This window comes from Ottowia sp. SB7-C50, from assembly GCF_033110285.1.
Taxonomy (GTDB): Bacteria; Pseudomonadota; Gammaproteobacteria; order Burkholderiales; family Burkholderiaceae_C; genus Ottowia.
Map to the genome: position 1 here is coordinate 2,212,004 of NZ_CP136995.1, position 20,264 is coordinate 2,232,267.

The 20,264-nt window shown below is 70.3% G+C and carries 14 protein-coding genes; 6 read left to right on the plus strand and 8 right to left on the minus strand.

Features of this window, described 5'->3' with window-relative positions:
* Window positions 1-195: 195 nt before the first annotated feature.
* The 7 genes from R0D99_RS10495 to R0D99_RS10525 all read right to left on the minus strand — a co-directional run bounded on the left by R0D99_RS10495 (window position 196) and on the right by R0D99_RS10525 (window position 14,111).
* Entirely contained in the window at window positions 196-3,474 is a 3,279-nt protein-coding gene (locus R0D99_RS10495) for an efflux RND transporter permease subunit (RefSeq protein WP_317748199.1), read from the minus strand.
* Window positions 3,475-4,263: 789 nt separating this feature from the next.
* A complete protein-coding gene (locus tag R0D99_RS10500) occupies window positions 4,264-7,431 on the minus strand; it encodes an efflux RND transporter permease subunit (RefSeq protein ID WP_317748200.1) in 3,168 nt (1,055 codons plus the stop codon).
* Window positions 7,432-7,435: 4 nt separating this feature from the next.
* A complete protein-coding gene (locus R0D99_RS10505; RefSeq protein ID WP_317748201.1) occupies window positions 7,436-8,740 on the minus strand; it encodes an efflux RND transporter periplasmic adaptor subunit in 1,305 nt (434 codons plus the stop codon).
* Window positions 8,741-9,229: 489 nt separating this feature from the next.
* Entirely contained in the window at window positions 9,230-11,998 is a 2,769-nt protein-coding gene (locus tag R0D99_RS10510; protein WP_317748202.1) for a C45 family autoproteolytic acyltransferase/hydolase, read from the minus strand.
* Between the two features lie 90 nt (window positions 11,999-12,088).
* A complete protein-coding gene (locus R0D99_RS10515) occupies window positions 12,089-12,406 on the minus strand; it encodes a DUF2322 family protein (protein ID WP_317748203.1) in 318 nt (105 codons plus the stop codon).
* 4 nt (window positions 12,407-12,410) lie between these two features.
* A complete protein-coding gene (locus R0D99_RS10520; protein WP_317748204.1) occupies window positions 12,411-13,235 on the minus strand; it encodes an undecaprenyl-diphosphate phosphatase in 825 nt (274 codons plus the stop codon).
* A gap of 258 nt (window positions 13,236-13,493) precedes the next feature.
* Window positions 13,494-14,111, minus strand: a complete 618-nt coding sequence (locus R0D99_RS10525; protein ID WP_317751069.1) for an ankyrin repeat domain-containing protein — start codon at window positions 14,109-14,111, stop codon at window positions 13,494-13,496.
* Between the two features lie 330 nt (window positions 14,112-14,441).
* On the opposite strand from R0D99_RS10525, the gene R0D99_RS10530 reads away from it, so the two are divergent.
* The 6 genes from R0D99_RS10530 to R0D99_RS10555 all read left to right on the plus strand — a co-directional run bounded on the left by R0D99_RS10530 (window position 14,442) and on the right by R0D99_RS10555 (window position 19,633).
* The gene (locus R0D99_RS10530) at window positions 14,442-14,999 is read left to right on the plus strand and encodes a DUF6622 family protein (protein ID WP_317748205.1); all 558 of its coding nucleotides are present in this window, start codon (window positions 14,442-14,444) and stop codon (window positions 14,997-14,999) included.
* A gap of 33 nt (window positions 15,000-15,032) precedes the next feature.
* On the plus strand, window positions 15,033-15,323 hold the full coding sequence (locus R0D99_RS10535; protein ID WP_317748206.1) for a 2TM domain-containing protein: 291 nt from the start codon (window positions 15,033-15,035) through the stop codon (window positions 15,321-15,323).
* A gap of 39 nt (window positions 15,324-15,362) precedes the next feature.
* Entirely contained in the window at window positions 15,363-16,322 is a 960-nt protein-coding gene (locus tag R0D99_RS10540) for an alpha/beta hydrolase (protein WP_317748207.1), read from the plus strand.
* Window positions 16,323-16,500: 178 nt separating this feature from the next.
* Window positions 16,501-17,589 (plus strand): sensor histidine kinase, encoded by a 1,089-nt coding sequence (locus R0D99_RS10545; protein ID WP_317748208.1) that lies wholly within the window; start codon window positions 16,501-16,503, stop codon window positions 17,587-17,589.
* A 13-nt stretch (window positions 17,590-17,602) separates the two neighbouring features.
* On the plus strand, window positions 17,603-18,772 hold the full coding sequence (locus R0D99_RS10550) for an acyltransferase family protein (protein ID WP_317748209.1): 1,170 nt from the start codon (window positions 17,603-17,605) through the stop codon (window positions 18,770-18,772).
* 6 nt (window positions 18,773-18,778) lie between these two features.
* Window positions 18,779-19,633 carry a LytTR family DNA-binding domain-containing protein gene (locus R0D99_RS10555; RefSeq protein WP_317748210.1) on the plus strand — a complete coding sequence of 285 codons (855 nt, stop codon included), beginning with the start codon at window positions 18,779-18,781 and terminating at the stop codon, window positions 19,631-19,633.
* Window positions 19,634-19,793: 160 nt separating this feature from the next.
* On the opposite strand, the gene R0D99_RS10560 is transcribed toward R0D99_RS10555, so the two are convergent.
* Window positions 19,794-20,174 (minus strand): hypothetical protein, encoded by a 381-nt coding sequence (locus R0D99_RS10560; RefSeq protein ID WP_416365869.1) that lies wholly within the window; start codon window positions 20,172-20,174, stop codon window positions 19,794-19,796.
* Window positions 20,175-20,264 lie beyond the last annotated feature (90 nt).

Here is a 20,264-nt window from a genome sequence, read left to right on the forward strand (position 1 = left end):
TGCGGCGACCGCGGCTGCAAGGCTTTTGGGCGCCCTGCGCTGATGGGGCAAGCGCATGTAGCTATGTTTTTGATAGTCATTCATGGCAAAGGCCGACGGCGGACATGAATGCCCGCCTTACGTAATGGGTGCGCCGAACACAGGGCCGCGCATCCGGCCAAGGGGAAAGACGCCGAAGGCGGATCAGGCCGTAGCTCATGCCGCCCCCCGCGCCAGGTGCGCCTCGTTCGCCGCGCGCTGGCGCAGCCGATCCAGCAGCACGTAGACCACGGGCGTGGTCAGCAGCGTCAGCAACTGGCTGGCCAGCAGGCCGCCAATGATGGTCACGCCCAGCGGCTGGCGCAGCTCGGCACCCACGCCAAAACCGATGGCCAGCGGCAGCGCGCCGAGCGCCGCCGCCAGCGTGGTCATCATGATCGGCCGAAAGCGCATCAGCGCCGCCTCGCGCGCGGCCTGCGCGGCGGTCAGCCCGCGCGAACGCTCGGCTTCCAGCGCGAAGTCGATGATCAGGATGGCGTTTTTCTTGACGATGCCGATCAGCAGGAACACGCCGATCAGCGCCATGATGGAAAACTCCAGCTTCATCGCCAGCAGCGAGAACACCGCGCCGAAGCCCGCCGACGGCAGCGTGGTCAGGACCGTCAGCGGGTGGATCAGGCTTTCGTACAGGATGCCGAGCACGATGTAGATCACCACGATGGCGGCAATGATCAGCATCGTCTGTTCGGACTGCTGCTTCTGCGCTTCGGCCGCCGCGCCGCTGAACTGCCCGCGCACGTTATTGGGCATGCCGATGGCGGCCTCGGCTTCGCGCACGGCGCGGCGCGCCTCTTCCAGCGACACGCCGTCGCCCAGGTTGAACGACAGCGTGCTCGACAGCTCGCCGCCGTCGTGCCCGACCGACGTCGCCACCGCCCGTTCGCGCACCGTGGCAAAGGCCGACAGCGGCACCATGCGGCTCTCCTGCGCCGACAGCGGCTGCCCCGTCGACGCGCTGCGCAAGGCGGGGTTGGCCGACACCGCCGCCGCTGCCGTTGCAGTCGACGCGGCCGTTGTCGCCGACGACGAGGCGCCGCCGGTCGTCGCCACCGCGGCATTGGCGCTGGCGGCCGTGCTGATGCGGCCCGCGGGGACGAAAGTGTCGCGCAGCACGACGGGCGACTTGGCGAATTCGGGCGCCCATTCCATCACCACCGAATACTGGTTCACGTCGGCGTACATGGTCGCCACGCTGCGCTGGCCGAAGGCGTTGTAGAGCGCGCTGTTGATGGCGCTGGTGGTCACGCCCAGCTGCGACGCACGGTCGCGGTCGACGTCGATGAAGGTCTCCACGCCGTTCTCGGTCTGGTCGTCGTCAACGTCGGTCAGGCGCTGGTCCAGCTTCATCTGTTCGGACAGCCGCTTGACCCAGGTCTTCAGGTCGGCCTGGTTGTCGGCCTTCAGCGTGAACTGATAGGTGCTGTTGCTGCTGCGCCCGCCCATGCGAAGTTCCTGCACGGGGTTCAGGAACACGCGCAGGCCGGTGATCTGGTTGAGCTGCGGGCGCAGGCGGTTGATGACTTCACGCGTGCTTTCCTTGCGTTCACTGGTCGGCTTGAGCGACGCCGACAAAAAGCCGCCGCCCGCACCGCCGCCGCCCGAAAAACCCACCACCGTCTGCACCGCCGGGTCGCGCCGCACGATGTCGACCGCCTGCTGCAGCTTGTCGGCCAGCGCGCTGGACGAGATGCTCTGGTCGGCGCGCAGGCCGCCCTGCAACTGGCCGTTGTCCTGCTCAGGAAAGAAGCCTTTGGGAATGGCGATGAACAGGTACACGTTGAGCGCCACCACGGCGGCCAGCACGGTCATCACGGTCCACGGCGCGGCCAGCGACCAGTCGAGCGCGCGGCCGTAGCCACGCTGCAGCGCGGCCTGCGCGCGCTCCAGGCCGCGGCGGATGGCGCCGGCGCGGCGCGGCGCGGCCGACGCATCGATCCCGTCGTGCCGGTGGCGCAGCAGCATGGCGCACATCATCGGCGTGGTGGTGAGCGAGATGACGAGCGAAATCGCCACCGCGATGGACAGCGTCATCGCGAATTCGCGGAACATGCGGCCGACCGCGCCGCCCATGAACAGCAGTGGGATGAACACCGCCACCAGCGACAGGCTGATCGTCAGCACCGTGAAGCCGACCTCGCGCGCGCCGCGCAGCGCGGCTTCCCTGCGCGGCACGCCTTGTTCAAGGTGGCGCGAGATGTTCTCGAGCACCACGATGGCGTCGTCCACCACGAATCCGGTGGCCACCGTCAGCGCCATCAGCGTCAGGTTGTTGAGCGAATAACCCAGCAGGTACATCACGGCAAAGGTGCCCAGCAGCGACACCACCGTCGCCACGCCGGGAATCAGCGCCGAGCGCAGGTTGCGCAGGAACAGGCCGACGACGACCACCACCAGCAGGATCGAGATGACCAGCGTCAGCTGCACCTCGCGCACCGACGAACGGATCATGCCGGTGCGGTCGATGGCGACGTCCAGCGCAATGTCCTGCGGCAACTGCGCGCGCAGCCCAGGCAGCAGCGCCATGATGGCGTCCGCCGTCTCGATCAGGTTGGCGCCCGGCTGCTGCGTGACGGTCACGACGATGGCGAGCTTGCCGTTGAACATGCCGCGCGTGCGGGTGTTCTCCACGCTGTCGACCACCCGCGCCACATCGCCCAGCCGCACCTGCGCGCCGCCGCGCGATGCGACGATGAGGTCCTTGTAATACGCCGCGCGCAGCCCCGGCGGCGGCGTCAGTATCTGCAGCGCGCGCCCGGTCTCGTGGGTGCCTGCCTCGACGATGCCCTTGGGCCGGTTGGCGTTGTTGGCCTGGATGGCGGCACGCACGTCCTCGCTGCTGATGCCCAGGTCGTTCAGCACGAAGGGGTTCAGCTCGACCCGCACGGCCGGCAGCGACCCGCCGCCCAGTTCGACATCGCCCACGCCCGGCACCTGCTGCAGGCGCTGGCTGACGACGTTGCTGACCGCGTCGTACACCTGCCCCGGCGTGCGCGTGTCCGACGTCAGCGCCAGGATCAGGAAGGGCTGCGCGGCCGGGTTGCGCTTTCGATACGTCGGGTTGCTGCGCAGCGTGGCCGGCAGGTCCACGCGCGCCGCGTTGATGGCGGCTTGCACTTCGCGCGCGGCGTCGTCGATCTTGCGGTTGAGGTCGAACTGCAGCGTGACGCGGCTTTGCCCCGTGCTGCTCCACGACGTCATTTCATTGACGCCGGGAATGATGCCGAGGTAGCGCTCCAGCGGCGTGGCGACGCTGCGGGCCATGTCGGACGGACTGGCGCCGGACAGGCTGGCGCTGACGCTGATGACCGGAAAGTCCACCGCCGGCAGGCGTGCGATGGGCAACAGGAAGAAGGCGACGATGCCGGCCAGGGCGATGCCGAGGGTGAGGAGGACGGTGGCGACGGGGCGCTGGATGAAGGGGCGGGAGAGGTTCATGCGCGGACCTCTCGGGCGCGCCGGCGGGGAAGCGCTGCTGGCCGGGATGTGCGCCCGGCGGCGCAGTCACTTTCTTTTGCTCCGCCAAAAGAAAGTAACCAAAGAAAAGGCGGCCCCACTGGCCGTGTCCCTTCGCTGCGCTGCGGGCAACCTGCGATGCTCGGGCGCGGGGCGGCGCTGCGGAACTCGCTTTGTTCACTGCGTTCACTTCGCTCAGACAGCCGCAGCAAGTCAGAGCACGAAGCGCGGCATGCTGCGCTGCCGCGCCCGCCCCACGCCCTGCGCTTCTCGGCACGGCCAGAGGGGAGGTCAAGTCCAAACGGGCCATCGCAGCGCTCGGCCCTCGGCTCATGTGCTCGGCTGCCTCGCGCATTCAGGAGAGGGAGCAACCAACGGCCGAGCGCAGCGATGGCCCGTGCGGTTTTCCCCTCCCCTCTGGATGCGCCGAGGAGCGCAGCGGGCGGGGTGCGCGAATGCACCGCAGGATGCATTCGCTTCGTGCTCTGACTCGCTGCGGCTGTCTGAACGAAGCGCTGCAAGCGCGCAGTGAGTTCCGCAGCGCACCCCGGCCGCGAGCACCGCAGGTTGCCCGCAGCGCAGCGAAGGGTCGCAGCCAGTGGGGTCGCCTTTCTTTGGTTACTTTCTTTGGCGAGACAAAGAAAGTGACTACGCCGCCGGGCGCACATCCCGGCCGACGGCGCATCCCCAAAAAACAAACCAAAAACCAGCCCAGCGCTTACCCCATCAGCGCCACAAGCTACCATTTCAGGAGCAATAGAGGGCGCTGAATCAAGCATGCCCCACCCCCACACGCTCCCCCGCCCCACCCCGAACCCGCGCCCCCAACCGATCAAACCACAGGTAAATCACCGGCGTCGTGAACAGCGTCAGCAGTTGCGACAACACCAGCCCACCAAAGATCGCCAACCCCAGCGGCCGCCGCAATTCGGCCCCGTCACCAAACGCCAGCATCATCGGCAGCGCCGCCGCCAGCGCTGCCAGCGTCGTCATCAGGATCGGGCGAAAGCGCAGCAGCGCCGCCTGGTGAATCGCGTCCTGCGGCGACATGCCTTGGTGGCGCTCGGCGTCCAGCGCGAAGTCGATCATCATGATCGCGTTCTTCTTCACGATACCGATCAGCAGGATCAGGCCGATGATGCCCACAATGTCCAGCGGATGCCCGGTGACCCACAGCGCCAGCAACGCGCCCACGCCGGCCGACGGCAGCGTGCTCAGGATGGTCAGCGGGTGCACATAGCTCTCGTACAGCACGCCCAGCACGATGTAGACGCACACCAGCGCCGCCAGAATCAGCCACAGCTGGTTCGACAGTGAGCCTTCGTACGCACCGGCCGAGCCGGTCATGCGCAGCGTGACGCCCGGCGGCAGCCCTTCGGCCTGCGCCGCCGCCTGGATGGCCTTGACCGCCGCGCCCAGCGACACGCCGGGGGCCAGGTCGAACCCCACCTTGGCGGCGGGGTACTGCGCCACGCGCGTCACCTGCAGGGGCGCCGGCTGTTCCACGATGCTGGCGATGCTGGACAGCGGCGTGGTGCCGCCACCCGACGTGCGCAGCGGCAGGTTCATCAACGCCTGCAGGCTGGCGCCCTCGTCGCGCTGCGCTTCCAGGATGACGCGGTAGTGGTTGGTCTCGGTGAAGATGGTCGAGACGATGCGCTGGCCAAAGGCGTTGTAGAGCGCGTCGTCGATGCTGCTGGCGGTGATGCCCAGGCGCGAGGCGTTGTCGCGGTCGACCCGCACGAAGGCCGCCTTGCCCTGCGCACCGGCGTCGGTGGTGGCGCCGCGCAGTTCGGGCAAGGTGCGCAGGCGCGCGGCCAGGCGCTGGGCCCAGGCGTCGACTTCGGCGGTGTCCACGCCTTCCAGGGCGAAGCGGTATTCGGTGGCGCCGCTTTCGCTGTCCACCGTCAGGTCCTGCGTCGGCTGCACCAGCACCGTGGTGCCGGGCGCACTGCGCTCGGCCGCCTGCGCCAGGCGCTGCATGATGGCGGCCTGCGATTCGCCGAACACGCCGCGCGGGCGCAGGTTGACCACCAGCCGCCCGTTGTTCAGCATGGTGTTGTTGGCGGCGTCCACGCCGACCACCGAGCTGACCGACTGCACCGCCGCGTCGTGCAGCACCGCCTCGGCCGCCGCACCCTGCAGCGCCGCCATGCGGTCGAACGAGACGTCGGCCGGCGCCTGCACGCGCAGCTGCAGCTGGCCCGTGCTCTGGGTGGGGAACAGGCCCTTGGGAATCGCCCAGTACATCAGCGCCGTCAGCAGCAGCGTGCCCACGGCCAGCAGCAGCATCACCGGCTGATGGGCCAGCACCCAGCGCAGGCCCAGGTCGTACTGCGCGATCACGCGGTCGATGCCGCGCTGCATGGCGGCACCGAAGCGGGTCTGCGCGTGGTCGAGCGGCTCCAGCCAGCGCGCCGACATCATGGGCACCAGCGTCAGCGACACCAGCGCCGAAATCAGGATCGTCAGCGCCAGCGTCACCGCGAATTCGCGGAACAGCCGGCCGATCACCTCCTGCATGAACAGCAGCGGAATCAGCACCGCCACCAGCGACACGGTGAGCGAGATGATGGTGAAGCCGATCTCGCCCGCGCCGTCGATGGCGGCCTGCCATGGCGACTTGTTCATCTCACGATGGCGGGCGATGTTTTCAATCACCACGATGGCATCGTCCACCACGAAGCCGGTGGCGATGGTCAGCGCCATCAGCGTCAGGTTGTTGAGCGAGAAACCCAGCAGGTACATCACCCCCGCCGCGCCCACCAGCGAGATGGGCACCGCGATGGAGGCTATGAGCGTGGCGCGCAGGCTGTGCAGGAACAGGAAGATCACCAGCACCACCATCACCACCGCCAGCACCAGCTCGAACTGCACGTGCCGCACCGACGCGCGGATGCCTTGCGTACGGTCGGTCAGCACGGCCACCTGCACGCTGTCGGGCAGGCCCTGCTTCAGTTCGGGCAGCTGGCGCTGGATGGCGTCCACCGTGGCGATCACGTTGGCGCCGGGCTGGCGCTGCACGTTCAGGATGATGGCCGGCCTGAAGCCGCCTTCACCGGGCGCGGACGCCGCGGCAGCGCTGGCGCGCGCGGCGCCGTCCGGGTGGATGGCGGCCCACGCGCCCAGGCGGCTGTTTTCAGACCCCGGGATCACCTCGGCCACATCCTTCAGCCGCACCGGCGCGCCGGCGCGATAGCTGACGATCAGTTCGCGGTATTGCTCGGCCGTCAGCAGTTGGTCGTTGCTGTTGATGGTGTAGGCGCGCTTGGGGCCGTCGAAGCTGCCCTTGGCGCTGCTGACGTTGGCACCGCTGATGGCGCTGCGGATCGAATCCAGCCCCAGGCCCATGCTGGCCAGGGCTTCCAGGTTGCCCTGCACGCGCACCGCCGGGCGCTGCCCGCCCGCCAGCGTGACCAGGCCCACGCCGCTGATCTGGCTGATCTTCTGCGCCAGCCGCGTGTTGACCATGTTCTGCACCTCGGTCAGCGGCAGGCTGTCCGAGCTGATGGCCAGCGTCAGGATGGGTGCGTCCGCCGGGTTGACCTTGGCGTAGACCGGCGGCGCCGGCAGATCGGCCGGCAGCAGCGAGCCGCCGGCGTTGATGGCCGCCTGCACCTGCTGCTCGGCCGATGCCATCGATTCAGACAGCGCGAACTGCAGCGTGACGATGGACACGCCGGCCGCGCTGGTGCTGCTCATGCGCGTCAGGCCGGCCATCTGGCCCAGCTGCCGTTCCAGCGGGGCGGTGACGGTGCGGCTCATCACGTCGGGGCTGGCGCCGGGGTACAGCGTCTGCACCTGGATCGTCGGGTAATCCACCTGCGGCAGCGCCGCCAGCGGCAGAAAACGCAAGCCCAGCAGGCCCGACAGCACGATCGCCAGCATGAGCAGCCCGGTGGCGACGGGGCGCTGGATGAAAAGGCGGGATGGATTCATGGTCTCAAGCGCGGCGCCTGCCGTGCCGGCTTACTGCGCGCCCTGCTGCGCCTCGCGCGCACGGCGTCGCTCGCGCAGCATCTCCAGGTAGGTGCGGCGTTCTTCGGGCGGCATGGCCAGCACCTTCTCGCGCAGTTCGGGCGGCAGCCGCTGCAGCCAGGCGCCACTGGCGGGCGCGGCGGGCGCCGACGCGGACGGTTCCGCCGGCTGCGGTGCGGGCGGCGATGCCCTTGCCGGGGCCGGGGCCGCAGCCCGTTCGCCCGAGGCAGGGGGCCGGGCCGGCGCGGCACCGCTGGCGGGCGGCGCGCCGGCGGCCGCGGGCGCACCGCTGGCCCCCCCCGCGCGGCCCGCGCGCACCGGGCGCGCCGGATGCGCGGCCCATCGGCCGTTCGCCCGCCAGCGAGACCCGGCCGCCGTCCTTCACACGGTCGCCCCCTTCGGTAATGACGGTCTCGCCCGCCTGCACCCCGGAAGTGACCAGCACCTCGTCCACCGTCGCGCCGCCGCGCTTGACGGGCCGCATGTGCGCCACGCGCTCGGCGTCGACCACGTAGACGTAATCGCCGTCCGGCCCGGTGCGCACCGCCGTCACCGGCACCAGCACCCCCGGCGTCGCGCCCAGTTGCAGGCGCACGTTGACGAACTGGTTGGGAAACAGCTGGCCCTGCGCATTGTCGAAGCGGGCCTTGGCCTGCAGTGTGCCGGTGGCGGTGTCGATGACGTTGTCCAGCGTCAGGAAGCGGCCGGCGGCCAGCACGTCTTCGCGCGTGCCGCCCAGCGCCTGGACGGGCAAGGCGCCCGTGCGCTGCGCCGCCAGCACTTCGGGCACGCGGTCCTGCGGCACGGCAAACTTGACGTCGATCGGCGTCATCTGCGTGAGGGTGGCGATGCCGGTGGTGGCGCCCGCCTGCACCATGTTGCCCGGGTCCACCGCGCGCAGGCCAATGCGGCCGGCGATGGGCGCCGTGATGCGCGCATAGCCCAGGTTGATGCGCGCATTGCCCTCGCTGGCGGTGGCGCTCTGCACTTGGCCCTCCAACTGCTTGACCAGTGCGGCCTGCGTGTCCACGTCTTGCCGGGCGATAGAGTCCTGCTTCCACAGCGTTTCGTAGCGCCCCAGCGTGACGCGCGCGGCCGACAGCTGCGCCTGGATGCGCGCGCGCTCGCCCTGTGCCTGCGTCAGCGCCTGCTCGAACGGGCGCGGGTCGATGCGCGCCAGCAGCTGGCCCTTCTGCACCGTCTGACCTTCGGTGAACAGCACCTCGGTCAGCACGCCCGACACCTGCGGGCGCAGCACCACCTGGGTCACGGGGGGTGACGGTGCCCAGCGCGCTGACCAGCACCGGCAGATCGCCCTGCCGCGCGCGCGCCACGCCCACCGTGGCCGCGCCGCCGCCCATGCCCGGCCCACCCCCGCCGCCCGGGCCGCCGCCACCGGGGCCGCCACCCCGCGCGGCCGGCGCGGCGGGCGACTTGGCCCGCTGCACCAGCCACCAGGCGCTGCCGGCCAGGCCCAGCACCAGCAGCAGCGCCACGATGCGGCCGAGCCAGGGCCGGCGCGGGGGGTGGGGTTTGCAATGGGTCAGGCGGCGGGGTTTGTTGGACAGTCATAGAGCAGGTGTAGCAAGGCAAGCGCCGGGACGGCCACGCGGCCTAAGACGGCCGCAGGGCCGCCGCCTCGCACGATGGAGCGCTGCACACATCGTAGCGGGGGCCTGCCCCCACCCCGTGTTCGCGCGTTGAAGAAATGTAAAGTAGGCCGCGCCTAGGAGTCTGCGCGGGCCAGCGCGTCGCCGGGTCAGCGAAACACCGGCTGCAGCGTCAGTTCGGTCAGCGGCGGCGACAGTTCGCGCGGCTCGCGCCCGAACGGCACGACGACCACCGGCGCATAGCCCAGCAGTTCGTCGCTGAACTTGCCCACGATCTGGTAGGTGCCCAGGCTGCCCAGCCCGGCGATCAGCACCGCCGAATAGCGCGGGTTGAGCGGGTTGTCGCCCGCGGCCAGCACCGCGCTTTCGGGGTGGGTGTAGCGCTGCCCGCGCACCGCGAACGATTGCGCCCCGAAATCCACCGGCCATTGCGCCGCCACCCGCTGGCTGACGGCGTTGGTGGACGGGCGGCCGACCAGCAGCAGGTGGTGGCCGCGCAGGTCTTCCTCGCTCGCCTCGCGGTCGGACTTGATGGGCGGCTGGACGTTGTGTTCGCGCCGGCGCAGCGCCGTCTGCAGCAGCCGGGCGGCCTCGTGGTTGCCCACCTCGTCGTCCTGCGTGCCGTAGACGATCAGCGCGTTTTCGAGCTCGTCGTCCATGGTCAGGATGGTGAAGGGCGAGCCATTTCCGCGCGCGGTGGTGCCCTGCTTGTCGACCACCACGCGCACCGGCTTGCCGCGGGTGGTGATGCGGAGGCTCGGGTGGTCGCGGTCGAACACCTGCGTCTGCGTCACGTCGCCGTCAGCGGTTTCGACGGTGACCGGCACCGCCAGCGCGGGGCCGATGCGCGACACGTCCAGCGTCACCTCGGTCTGCCAGCCGCTGCCCACGGCACGGCTCTCGGCCCCGGCCACACCCAGCAGGGGCAGGCCGGGCTGCTGCGTCCACCAGTCGAACAGCGGCCCCAACGGTCGCGCGGTGTGGCGCTGCAGGAAGGCCTGGAACTGCTGCGTGCTCACCGGCTGGCCGTCGCGCTCGCGGCCCAGGGCACGCGCGGCGGCGTCGAACGCCTGGGCGCCCATCACGCCGCGCAGCGTGTGCAGAAACAGCACGCCCTTGCCAGCCACCAGCTGGTAACCGAGCGGGTCGCCCATGTCGGCGCGCGTGGCCGCCAGCGGCCGGTCGTGCCCGGCGCGGGCGGCGCGGCCAAACCAGCTGCGGTAATAGGCCACCTCGACGCCGATGTCGTCCCGGGCGTGGGGCGGCGTGCGGGTGGACCGCGACGGCGCGTTCATCTCGGCCAGCAGGCGCTCGAAGCGCGCGAAGCCGGTAGACAGCCAGATGTCCGCATCGCTTGCCGGCAGCAGCGTGCCGCGCCAGTACGGCGGCGGCGACACGTAATCGGCCGGCTTGGGCGACGGCCAGGCCTGGCGCGGATGGGGCTGGTCGGCCGCCGCGGTGACCGGGCCGGCCGGCGGCGGCTGCACCGTCAGCAAGGTCCAGGGGTTCTGGATGAGCGGGCGGATCTCGGCGTGGTCGCGCGCCTCCTTGGGCGTGGGCGCCCACAGCGCCCCGGTGGGCGGCCCGAACGAGCCCCAGCTGTGCAGCTGCGCCGCCAGATTCGCGTCGGTGTACTTGGCGTCGACGCCGAAGGCCGACACAATTTCGGGCGTGGACAGCAGCTTGCGCGCAAAGTCCAGGTCGATCTTGCCCTTGTGCGCGCGGTATTCGCGCAGCCACACTTCATCGCGCTTGGACGGTATATAGGCCGCGCTGGCCGAGGGACGCCCGTCGCGCCGCGCCGTGGCGGCCAGGCGCGCGCCGGGTTCCTTGATGTTGTTGTCGTTCCAGTAAAAGCCTTCGGCACCCTGGAACCACTGGTTCTGGCTGCTGCGGTGCAGCCGGCTCTGGCCGCCGGCCAGCGTGAGCAGCGCGATCTCGTTGCGCTTCAGGTCGCCCATCACCCATTCGGTGGAGCACAGGCCGTTGTCGTTCTTCGTCAGCAGCGCGGCGGCTTCGTCGATGCTGCCGGCGTACTGCTGCGCCTGGCGGATGCGCGCGGCCAGCGGCGTGCCGCCGTCGATCAGCGGGCCCTGGTCGAGCGTGGTTTCGGCCAGCAGGATGCCGGCCTCGTTGATCGAATAGTCCATGCCGCTGTGCATGCCGCCCGGCGTGGACTGCATGACGAAGCGGTAGCCCTGGGTGGGCTTGACCTCCATCCACACGTTGTAGAAGTTGGCCGGGTAAAGGTCATACATGGTGATGTGGCCAAACACGATCTGCCCGTCCGCCGTGGCCGCGCCGTTGGCGATGAAGGCGTTGCAGCGCTGCGGCCGGCGCCGCTGCTTGTGCGCGCCGCTCAGGATCGGGTCCAGCGGCTGCTGCGTGGCAATGCGCAGCTGCGGCGCGTTGGGCGTCACCAGCAGTGCGTCGTGCAGGGTGTCGATCTCGTTCGACGTGTTCAGGACGATGATGTCCAGCACGTCCAGCAGGCGGCCGTGCGCGCGCGCGCCGGCGGCGTTGGCGCCGTCGACGATGCCGCGCATCTCCTGAATCTGCTCGGGCGGAAAGCCCTGGCCGAACAGCCGCTGCGCCACCCGGCGGTTCTGCGCCCACGCGGCGGCCGGCGCCTGCGGCCCCCAGAACTCGGACAGCGCGCGGATGTGGGCCGCGATTTCGGTCGCCATCAGGTGGCCGTGCTGCAGGCCGCGATCGCGCGGCGGGCCCTCGATGTGCAGCACCGTCCAGCCGGCCTGCGGGTAGCGCCAGCCAGCGCCCCAGCGCTGCACCGTGGCGGGGTCGGGCGTAAAGCCGGCCTGCGGCGGCGGTGCCGCCTGTGCCGCCGCCAGCAGCCACAGGCTGCCCAGCACCAGCATGCCCAGCCAGCGCGCCTGGCGCGCGGCGATCCACCCCTTCATGCCCGTCGCTCCCTTTTCTTGCTATTTAAAAATGAGCTGCCAGCGCTTGATGGACAAGCGCTGGCGGGTTATTGATCTAACAATCGCCGGTCAGGCCGCCAGCGGCACCAGGCGCCAGCCCTTGCCGGGCGTCTGCGCGTCCAGCAGCAGGTCGATGTTGGGGTGCGCGCCCGGCCGCGCGCGGGCGTCGGCCACGTGCTCGGCAAACCACGCGATGCCCTGCGCCACGGCGTCGGCGTTCAGCGCGCCGCCAAAGCGCTCGGCCAGCGCGTGATACAGCCGCAGCGACCCCATCTTGCCCGGCGCCGCCGGAATGTGGTGCACCACGGCGCCGGTGGCGTCCACCACGTCAAGGCCGCGCAGGTGGTCGGCGGCAGGCAGCGTGGCCAGAATGTCGGCAAAGTTCATGCGCTCAATCCTGCCACACCACCGCGCCGGTCCACCACGTCAGCAGCACAATCACCCCAAAGGCGATGCGGTACCACGCAAAGGGCACAAAGCTGTGGCTGGCGATGTAGCGCAGCAGCCAGCGCACGCAGATCCAGGCGCTGACGAAGGAGAACAGCAGGCCGACGGCGAACAGCGGCAGGTCGGCTGCCGACAGCAGCGCGCGTTCCTTGTACAAGCTGTAAACCCCCGCGCCGATCAGCGTCGGAATGGCCAGGAAGAACGAGAAATCCGTCGCCGCCTTGCGCGACAGCCCGAGCAGCATGCCGCCGATGATGGTGGCGCCGCTGCGGCTGGTGCCGGGGATCATGGCCAGGCACTGGACCAGGCCCACCTTCAGCGCGTCGAGCGGCGTCATGTCGTCCACGCTCTGCACGCGCGCCGCGCTTTGCGGGCGGCTTTCGGCCCACAGGATGACGAAGGCGCCCAGGATGAAGGTGGTGGCCACCACTTGCGGCGTGAACAGGTGCGCCTTGATCGCCTTGCCCGCCAGCAGGCCCAGCACCACGGCGGGCGCAAAGCCAATCAGCACGTTGCCCGCAAAGCGCTGCGCCTGCCGGCTGCTGGGCAGCGCCACCAGCGTGTCGCGAATCTTCTGCCAGTACACGATGATGACCGCCAGGATGGCGCCGGTCTGGATGGCAATCTCGAACACCTTGGCCTTGGCGCCCGTGAAGTCGAGCAGGCTGCCCGCCAGGATCAGGTGGCCGGTGGATGAGATGGGCAGAAATTCGGTCAACCCCTCCACGATGCCCATGATCGCGGCCTTGACCAGCAGTGCGGTGTCCAAGCGAATTCTTTCTTTGACGCTACATCATTTGTAGCTGCTGGCGCTTATTCTACAAGCGCTGGGGGCCAGTTTTTCCTGATATGCAGCCGCGGGAGCGGCGGCGAACCACGAAAACCAGGAACCGGACGCGAAGGACGCAAAGGATTCGCGAAGGACGCAAAAGAAAAGCCACAAGAATCATTTCCTGGGTCTTTTTTTGCGTCCTCTGCGTCCGGCTGTGGGTGTGGGGTCAGCCAGCGACACAGCCGTGGCCCCCGCTCAGCGCCCGCCCGCCGCGCGCAGCAGCGCGGCCACCTCGCGCTGGCCCAGCCGCTGGGCGTGCTGCAGTGGCGTCACGCCGTCGCGGTCGGCCAGGTTGACCTGGGCGCCGCGCGCCAGCAGCAGGCGCACGATGGCCTGGTGCGCTGCGCCGCCGCTGCCCAGGATCACCGCCTCCAGCAGGCCCGTCCAGCCCAGCCGGTTGACGTGGTCGACGTCGATGTCGGTCGCCAGCAGCACGCGCACCGTGTCGACGTGGCCGCGTTCGCAGGCCGGGATCAGCGCCGTGCCGCCAAAGCGGTTGGTAACGCGCCAGTCGGCGCCGTGGGCCAGCGCGGCGCGCACGATCTCGGTGTAGCCGCGCGCGCCGGCCAGCAGGAAGGCGCTGTCGCGCTGTGCGTCCTGCGCGTTGACGTCGGCCCCGCGTTCCATGAGAAGGCGCGCCGCCGCCACGTGGTGGCCGTCGGTGGCGATCAGCACCGGCGTGCGCCCGCGGGCGTCGCGTGATTCAAGGGGCGCGCCAGCGTCCAGCGCGCGGGCGATGGCGGCCACGTCGCCGGCCTGTGCGGCGCGCAGCAGCGCGGCGGTCTGGGGGTGTTCCTGGGCGGTCACGGTCATCGGCAAGGTGAATGCGCCGGCCAGCGCCGCCAGCAGCGTGCGGCGGCCGACGGGGGTGGGTGCGCGCGGAGTCATGCCGACGATTATTGACGTTGGCAAGCTCGTCACAGCCAGCGCCTGGATAAGCAAACGCCTTCTGAGAGCAAGTTAGGGCGAGGGCCGACGGCGTCGCATGGTTGAAGAAAAACCGTCCGATGAACCCGCCCGCCCGCCATTCACACCGCGCATCCGCATCTGGCGCCCCGCCCACCGCATTTCGTCGCTTTGCGCTCGCCGTTCGCGCCGCCGCCGCGCACAGTCGCGCCATCGACCACCTGACCGGAGCCTCCCATGCTGCTGACCCAACTGCTCGCCCAACACCCCGAAGCCGCCGCCGACATCGTGCGCCACACGCCCCTGTGGGTGGCGGGCGTGCTGGCAGGCCTGACGGTGCTGGGCCTGTCGGCCGCCCGCACCCGCCTGGTGCACCTGGGCCGCCTGCTGCTGATGCCGCTGGTCATGGGCGGACTGGCGCTGTGGGGCGTGCAGTCGGCATTTGGCGCCAGCGGCCGGCTGGCCGAACTGCTGGCGCTGTGGGCTGCGTGCTACGCCGCGCTGCTGGCGCTGGGCACGCGGCTGTCGCCCCCGGCCGGCGCCGCATACGACGCCGCCACGCGCACGTTCACCTTGCCGGGGAGTTGGGTGCCGGTGGGGCTGATCCTGGCGGTGTTTTTGATGAAGTACTGCATCGGCGTGCAACTGGCCATGGAGCCCGCGCTGGCGCGCGATGCCGGCTTCGCCTTCGGGGTGACCACGCTGTACGGCCTGCTGTCGGGCCTTTTCGCGGCGCGCACGCTGCGGGTGTTGCGCCTGGCGCGCCCGGCCGCGGCGCGGGCCGTGCCGGTCTGACCCCCCTCTTTTCACTTGTTTCAGGAGTCCACCATGAACACCTCTTCGACCCCCATGACCGCCGAGCAGATCGACCGCCTGGCCCGCAAGCGCGCCGGCGCCAAGGCGGGCTGGTTCATGCACGCGGCCATCTACGTCATCGTCAACCTGGGCCTGGCCGGCATGGCGCTGGCCGGCGGGCGGACGTGGCATGTCTACCCCTTGCTGGGCTGGGGCCTGGGCCTGGCGATTCACGGCGCGGCGGTGTGGCTGGCCGGCCCCGGCGCGACGTGGCGCGAACGGCTGGTGGCGCAGGAGCGCGAGCGCATCGCGCGCGGTGGCTGATCCACCCTGATCGGCCGCGCCCCTTGCCCAACCATGCCCATGAAACGTCTTCTCGCCCTGTCCGCCCTGCTGCTGGTCGCCGCGCTGGTACTTGGCCTCGCACTGGCCCTCTGGCTGGGCGGACCACGCCCCGTGGTGCCGCTGGCCAGCATCAACGCACCCTTCGCCCAGGTGGATTTCAGCGCCCTACCCGCCCTGCAGCAAGCCACCGCGCGCGACGGCGTGGCGCTGGCGTACCGGGCCTATGCGCCGACGGCAGCACCCAACGGCACGCGCGTGGTGCTGCTGCACGGCTCGTCGGCCGACAGCCGGTCGATGCACCCGCTGGCGCAGGCGCTGGCCGCCGCGGGCTTCGCCGTGCAGTCGCTCGACGTGCGCGGGCACGGCGGCTCGGGCCAGCGCGGGCACATTGGCTACATCGGTCAGCTGGAGGACGACCTGGAAGACTTCGTGCGCGCCACGCCCTGGCAAGGCCGCACGATGCTGCTGGGCCTGTCGGCCGGCGGTGGCTTTGCGCTGCGCTTTGCCGCCGACCGACGCGCCACGCTGTTCGACCGCTACGTGCTGCTGGCGCCCTTCATCGGCCAGGACGCGCCCACCGCGCGGCCGGGGCTGGACGGCTGGGTGTCGGTGGGCGTGCCGCGCATCGTCGCGCTGATGGTGCTGAACCGGCTGGGCGTGACGGGCCTCAACCACCTGCCCGTCACCGAGTTCGGGCTGAACGAAGCGGGCCAGCGCATGCTCACGCCCCGCTACGATTTCAACCTGGCCAGCAACTACCGCCCGCGCCTGGACTACATGGCCGACCTGCGTGCGGTGCGCCAGCCCGTGCAGGTGCTGGTGGGCAGCGATGACGAGCTGTTCCTGCCCGACCAGTTCGCCCCGCTGTTCACCGCGGCGGGCGTGCCGGCCACCGTCACCGTCGTGGCGGGCGCCAACCACATCGGCGTGTCGCTGGCGCCGGCGGCGCTGCAGGCCGTGGTGCGGGCGTGCCAATAGCCTGCAGGCGAAACCCTCACAATCGCGCCATGCACCCCGCCCGCTTCGCTGCCGTTCGACGCGCCACGGCGGTGCATGCGCGAGGGCGCGCTGACGCTGCAGCGGCCAAAATGGCTGGTCACATACGGCGCCAGCGCTTGCCAGTACTGCGTATACAGCTACTATAATAATAGCATCCATGATATCGCGCGTCAGCTGGCCCACGGTGTTCCGCCACTTCCTGCAGGTGGTGGCGTTCTGCTGCGTGGTCGCGGTGCTGACCACCACCATCTGGCCGCGCAACCCGTACTGGATGCAGGTCGGCAACGCGCTGTGCATCGGCCTCATCACCTGGGCCATCATCGAATTTGGTCGACACCTGTTCGACCCTGCCCAGTGCCACCACGCGGGCGATGGCGGGCACGGCTGGCCCAAGGGCTGGCGCGGCATCATGCTGGCCGCGGTGGGCATTGGCGCCGGGTTCGTGCTGGGCTACCCGCTGGGCGGCTGGCTGTTCGGCAGCGGGGCGGTGCGCAGCACGCGCGACGGGCAGATCGGTCTGGTCATCACCATTGCCGCCGGCGCGGTGGCCACCTTCTATTTCCACCTGCGCGGCAAGGCCGCTAACCTGCTGGCCGCCAAGAACGCCGCCGAGCGCGACGCCACCGAGGCGCAGCTCAAGCTGCTGCAAAGCCAGCTGGAGCCGCACATGCTGTTCAACACCCTGGCCAACCTGCGCGCGCTGATCGGCATCGACCCCGCCGCCGCGCAGCACATGGTGGACCGACTGAACGACTACCTGCGCGCCACGCTGGGTGCCAGCCGCGCCACCCTGCACCCGCTGTCGGCCGAATTCGAGCGCCTGCGCGACTACCTGGATCTGATGGCCATCCGCATGGGCCCACGCCTGCAGCCGGCGCTGCACCTGCCCGATGCCCTGCGCGACCTGCCCGTGCCCACGCTGCTGCTGCAGCCGCTGGTCGAAAACGCCATCCAGCACGGGCTGGAGCCCAAGGTGGCCGGCGGCACCGTCCGCGTCAGCGCGGCACACGACGGTGCCGGCCATCTGGTGCTGGAAGTGGCCGATACCGGCGTCGGCTATGCGCCGACTGCTTCTGATGGCATAGCGAACGGGCGCGGCTTCGGGCTGACGCAGGTGATCGAGCGCGTCGCCTCGGCCTATGGCGGCCAGGGCCGGGTTGACGTGCAGTCGCAGCCTGGGGCCGGCACCACGGTGCGCATCACGCTGCCGCTGACCGCCGGCGTGGGCCACCGCCCTGCCACGTGACGCCGTGCCGGCCATGACCCCGCCATCCGACGAAGGCGCTGCCGGCGCGCCGCGCCTGTTCTTCCTGGACTGGCTGCGCATCATCGCCTTCACCGTGCTGGTGATCTATCACACGGGCATGTATTACGTGACCTGGCCGTTTCACCTGAAAAGCCCGTTGGCCAGCCGCGCGCTGGAGCCGTGGATGAAGCTGACCGAGCCCTGGCGCATGAGCCTGATCTTCGTGGTCGCTGGCGCGGCCACGGCCTTCATGCTGCGCCGTGCGCCACCGCTGCCCTTGCTGCGCCATCGCAGCCGGCGCCTGCTGCTGCCGCTGCTGGCCGGCGTGCTGGTGGTGGTGCCGCCGCAGGCGTATCTGGAAGTGATGCAGAAATTCGGCTACGCGGGCAGCTATCTCGACTTTCTGGCGCTGTACTTCAGCCACGACCAGCGCTTTTGCCAGGCCGGCCGCTGCATGATCCTGCCGACCTGGAACCACCTGTGGTTTCTGCCCTATCTGTGGCTGTACACGGCGCTGCTGCTGGGCGTGGTGGCGCGCTGGCCCGGTGCCTTGCAGCAGGGCGGCGCGTGGCTGGCCCGGGCGCTGGGCGGCGCCGGCCTGCTGGTGGGGCCGGCGGTGTGGCTCTTTCTGCTGCGCTGGCAACTGTCGCCGCGCTATCCCGTGACGTATGCGCTGCTCAACGACCCGTTCAGCCACGCGATGTACCTGTCGATGTTCTGCCTGGGCGCGTGTCTGGCGGCAGATGGCAGCGCCTGGGCCCGGCTGCAGCGCTGGCGTCAGGCCGCGTTGGCCCTGGCCTTGGCGGCCTGGGCGGCGCTGGTGCTGGGGCAGCCGCGCGGCTGGACGGGCCATGCCGTGGTTGCCACGCTGCAGTGGGGCGCGCTGGTCGCGGCGCTGGGCTACGCGCGGCGCTACATGAACCGCGACGGCGCCTGGCGCGCGCGCCTGAACGAGGCCGTGTTTCCGGTCTACATCCTGCACCAGACCATTCTGCTGCTGGCCGCCTGGGTGCTTTTGCCCCTGGCCTGGCCGCCGCTGCGCGAAGGCCCGGTGCTGGTGGCCGTGACCTTGCTGCTGAGCTGGGCCGGCTACGAAGCCATTCGCCGCGTGGACATGCTCAGGCCCTGGTTCGGCCTGCCCCGCGCCGCGCCGCCGTTGCCCCGCACCGCGCTTGCCCCTTGATCCGCCATGAATTCAAGCCCCACCGCCCTGATCGCCGAAGACGAGCCGCTGCTGGCCGCCGCCCTGGCGGCCGAACTGGCGCGCGCCTGGCCCGAGCTGCGCATCGTCGCCACCGTGGGCGACGGCGCCAGCGCCGTGCAACAGGCCCTGTGCCTGCAGCCTGACGTGCTGTTCTTCGACATCCGCATGCCGGGCCTGAGCGGACTGGACGCCGCCGCCGAACTGGCCGACGCGTGGGACGCCGCGGGCGAGCGCCCCTTCCCTGCGCTGGCCTTCGTCACCGCCTACGACCAGTACGCGGTGCAGGCCTTCGAGACCCAGGCCATCGACTACGTGCTGAAGCCGGTGCAGCCGGCGCGACTGCAAAAAACGGTGCAAAAAATGCGCCTGGCGCTGGCCCATTCTGCGCAGGCAGCTATTGATTCAGGAGCATCCGCCCACCCCGCCGCGCTGGACGCCACCGCCGACCAGCTGCGCCGCCTGCTGGCCAGCCTGCAGCCCGGGCCGGCGACGCCCGCGCAGCCGCCGCTGCGGCAACTGGCCGTCAGCGCGCCGGGCAGCGGCGGCAGCGTGATCCGCATGGTGCCGCTCGACGACGTGCTGGTGCTGCAGGCCGCCGACAAGTACGTGCGCGTGCTGACCGCCACGGGCGAACACCTGCTGCGCACGCCGCTGAAAGAGCTGCAGCCGCAACTGGACGCGCAGCAGTTCTGGCAGGTTCACCGCAGCACGCTGGTGCGCGCCGACGCCATCGACCAGGTGCAGCGCGACGAGGCCGGGCGCCTGCAGTTGCGCGTGCGCGGCGTGGGCGAGACGCTGGCCGTCAGCCGGCTGCACGCGCACCTGTTCAAGGCCATGTAGCTAGGAGTCTGCGCCGCACACAGAAAAAAGCCCACGTCCCGCAAGGGCAGTGGGCCTCAAGGGTGGTCACCTTGGAGAAACCGGCGCAGCGCTTGACGGCGCTTCTTCCGGTGGGGGAGAACCTCTCGTCACGCGGCGGGGCCGCGTGGGTCAGCGCGCGTCAGTAACCCCAGCCGCGCTGGTGCTGGTGGCGATGGCGCTTGTAATGGCCGGGCGGGCCGTAATAGACCGGTGCGGGGCGATACACCACGCGCGGCGGCGCGTAATAGGTGGGTTGCGGCACATACACCGGGCGGGGCCGCACGTACACGGGCTGCGGCGCCACGTACACCGGTTGCGGTGCCATGTAAACCGGCTGCGGCGCGGCATACACGGGCTGCGGCGCCGCGTACACCGGCGCGTTGCCGATGCCGACCGACACGCCAGGCGCGCCCACGCCGACCGACCAGAACACGTCGCTGCGCGCCTGCGCCACACCGGCGGTGCCCAGGGCGCCCAGCGCCACGGCGCCGGCCACCACAATGCGTTGGATCATCTGCATGTCTTGACTCCTTCGTTGTTTACAGCTTTGTCACGCCACCCCACGGGTGCCGATTGACTATTCAACGCGACAACCCCCTGTACCGCACAC

What these genes read in the sequence shown, in the direction of transcription:
- R0D99_RS10495 (WP_317748199.1), bottom strand. Translation starts at nt 3,474, where the DNA reads ATGAACCTCTCCCGCCCCTTCATCCAGCGCCCCGTCGCCACCGTCCTC.
- R0D99_RS10500 (WP_317748200.1), bottom strand. Translation starts at nt 7,431, where the DNA reads ATGAATCCATCCCGCCTTTTCATCCAGCGCCCCGTCGCCACCGGGCTG.
- R0D99_RS10510 (WP_317748202.1), bottom strand. Translation starts at nt 11,998, where the DNA reads ATGAAGGGGTGGATCGCCGCGCGCCAGGCGCGCTGGCTGGGCATGCTG.
- R0D99_RS10515 (WP_317748203.1), bottom strand. Translation starts at nt 12,406, where the DNA reads ATGAACTTTGCCGACATTCTGGCCACGCTGCCTGCCGCCGACCACCTG.
- R0D99_RS10525 (WP_317751069.1), bottom strand. Translation starts at nt 14,111, where the DNA reads ATGACCGTGACCGCCCAGGAACACCCCCAGACCGCCGCGCTGCTGCGC.
- R0D99_RS10530 (WP_317748205.1), top strand. Translation starts at nt 14,442, where the DNA reads ATGCTGCTGACCCAACTGCTCGCCCAACACCCCGAAGCCGCCGCCGAC.
- R0D99_RS10535 (WP_317748206.1), top strand. Translation starts at nt 15,033, where the DNA reads ATGAACACCTCTTCGACCCCCATGACCGCCGAGCAGATCGACCGCCTG.
- R0D99_RS10540 (WP_317748207.1), top strand. Translation starts at nt 15,363, where the DNA reads ATGAAACGTCTTCTCGCCCTGTCCGCCCTGCTGCTGGTCGCCGCGCTG.
- R0D99_RS10545 (WP_317748208.1), top strand. Translation starts at nt 16,501, where the DNA reads ATGATATCGCGCGTCAGCTGGCCCACGGTGTTCCGCCACTTCCTGCAG.
- R0D99_RS10550 (WP_317748209.1), top strand. Translation starts at nt 17,603, where the DNA reads ATGACCCCGCCATCCGACGAAGGCGCTGCCGGCGCGCCGCGCCTGTTC.
- R0D99_RS10555 (WP_317748210.1), top strand. Translation starts at nt 18,779, where the DNA reads ATGAATTCAAGCCCCACCGCCCTGATCGCCGAAGACGAGCCGCTGCTG.
- R0D99_RS10560 (WP_416365869.1), bottom strand. Translation starts at nt 20,174, where the DNA reads ATGCAGATGATCCAACGCATTGTGGTGGCCGGCGCCGTGGCGCTGGGC.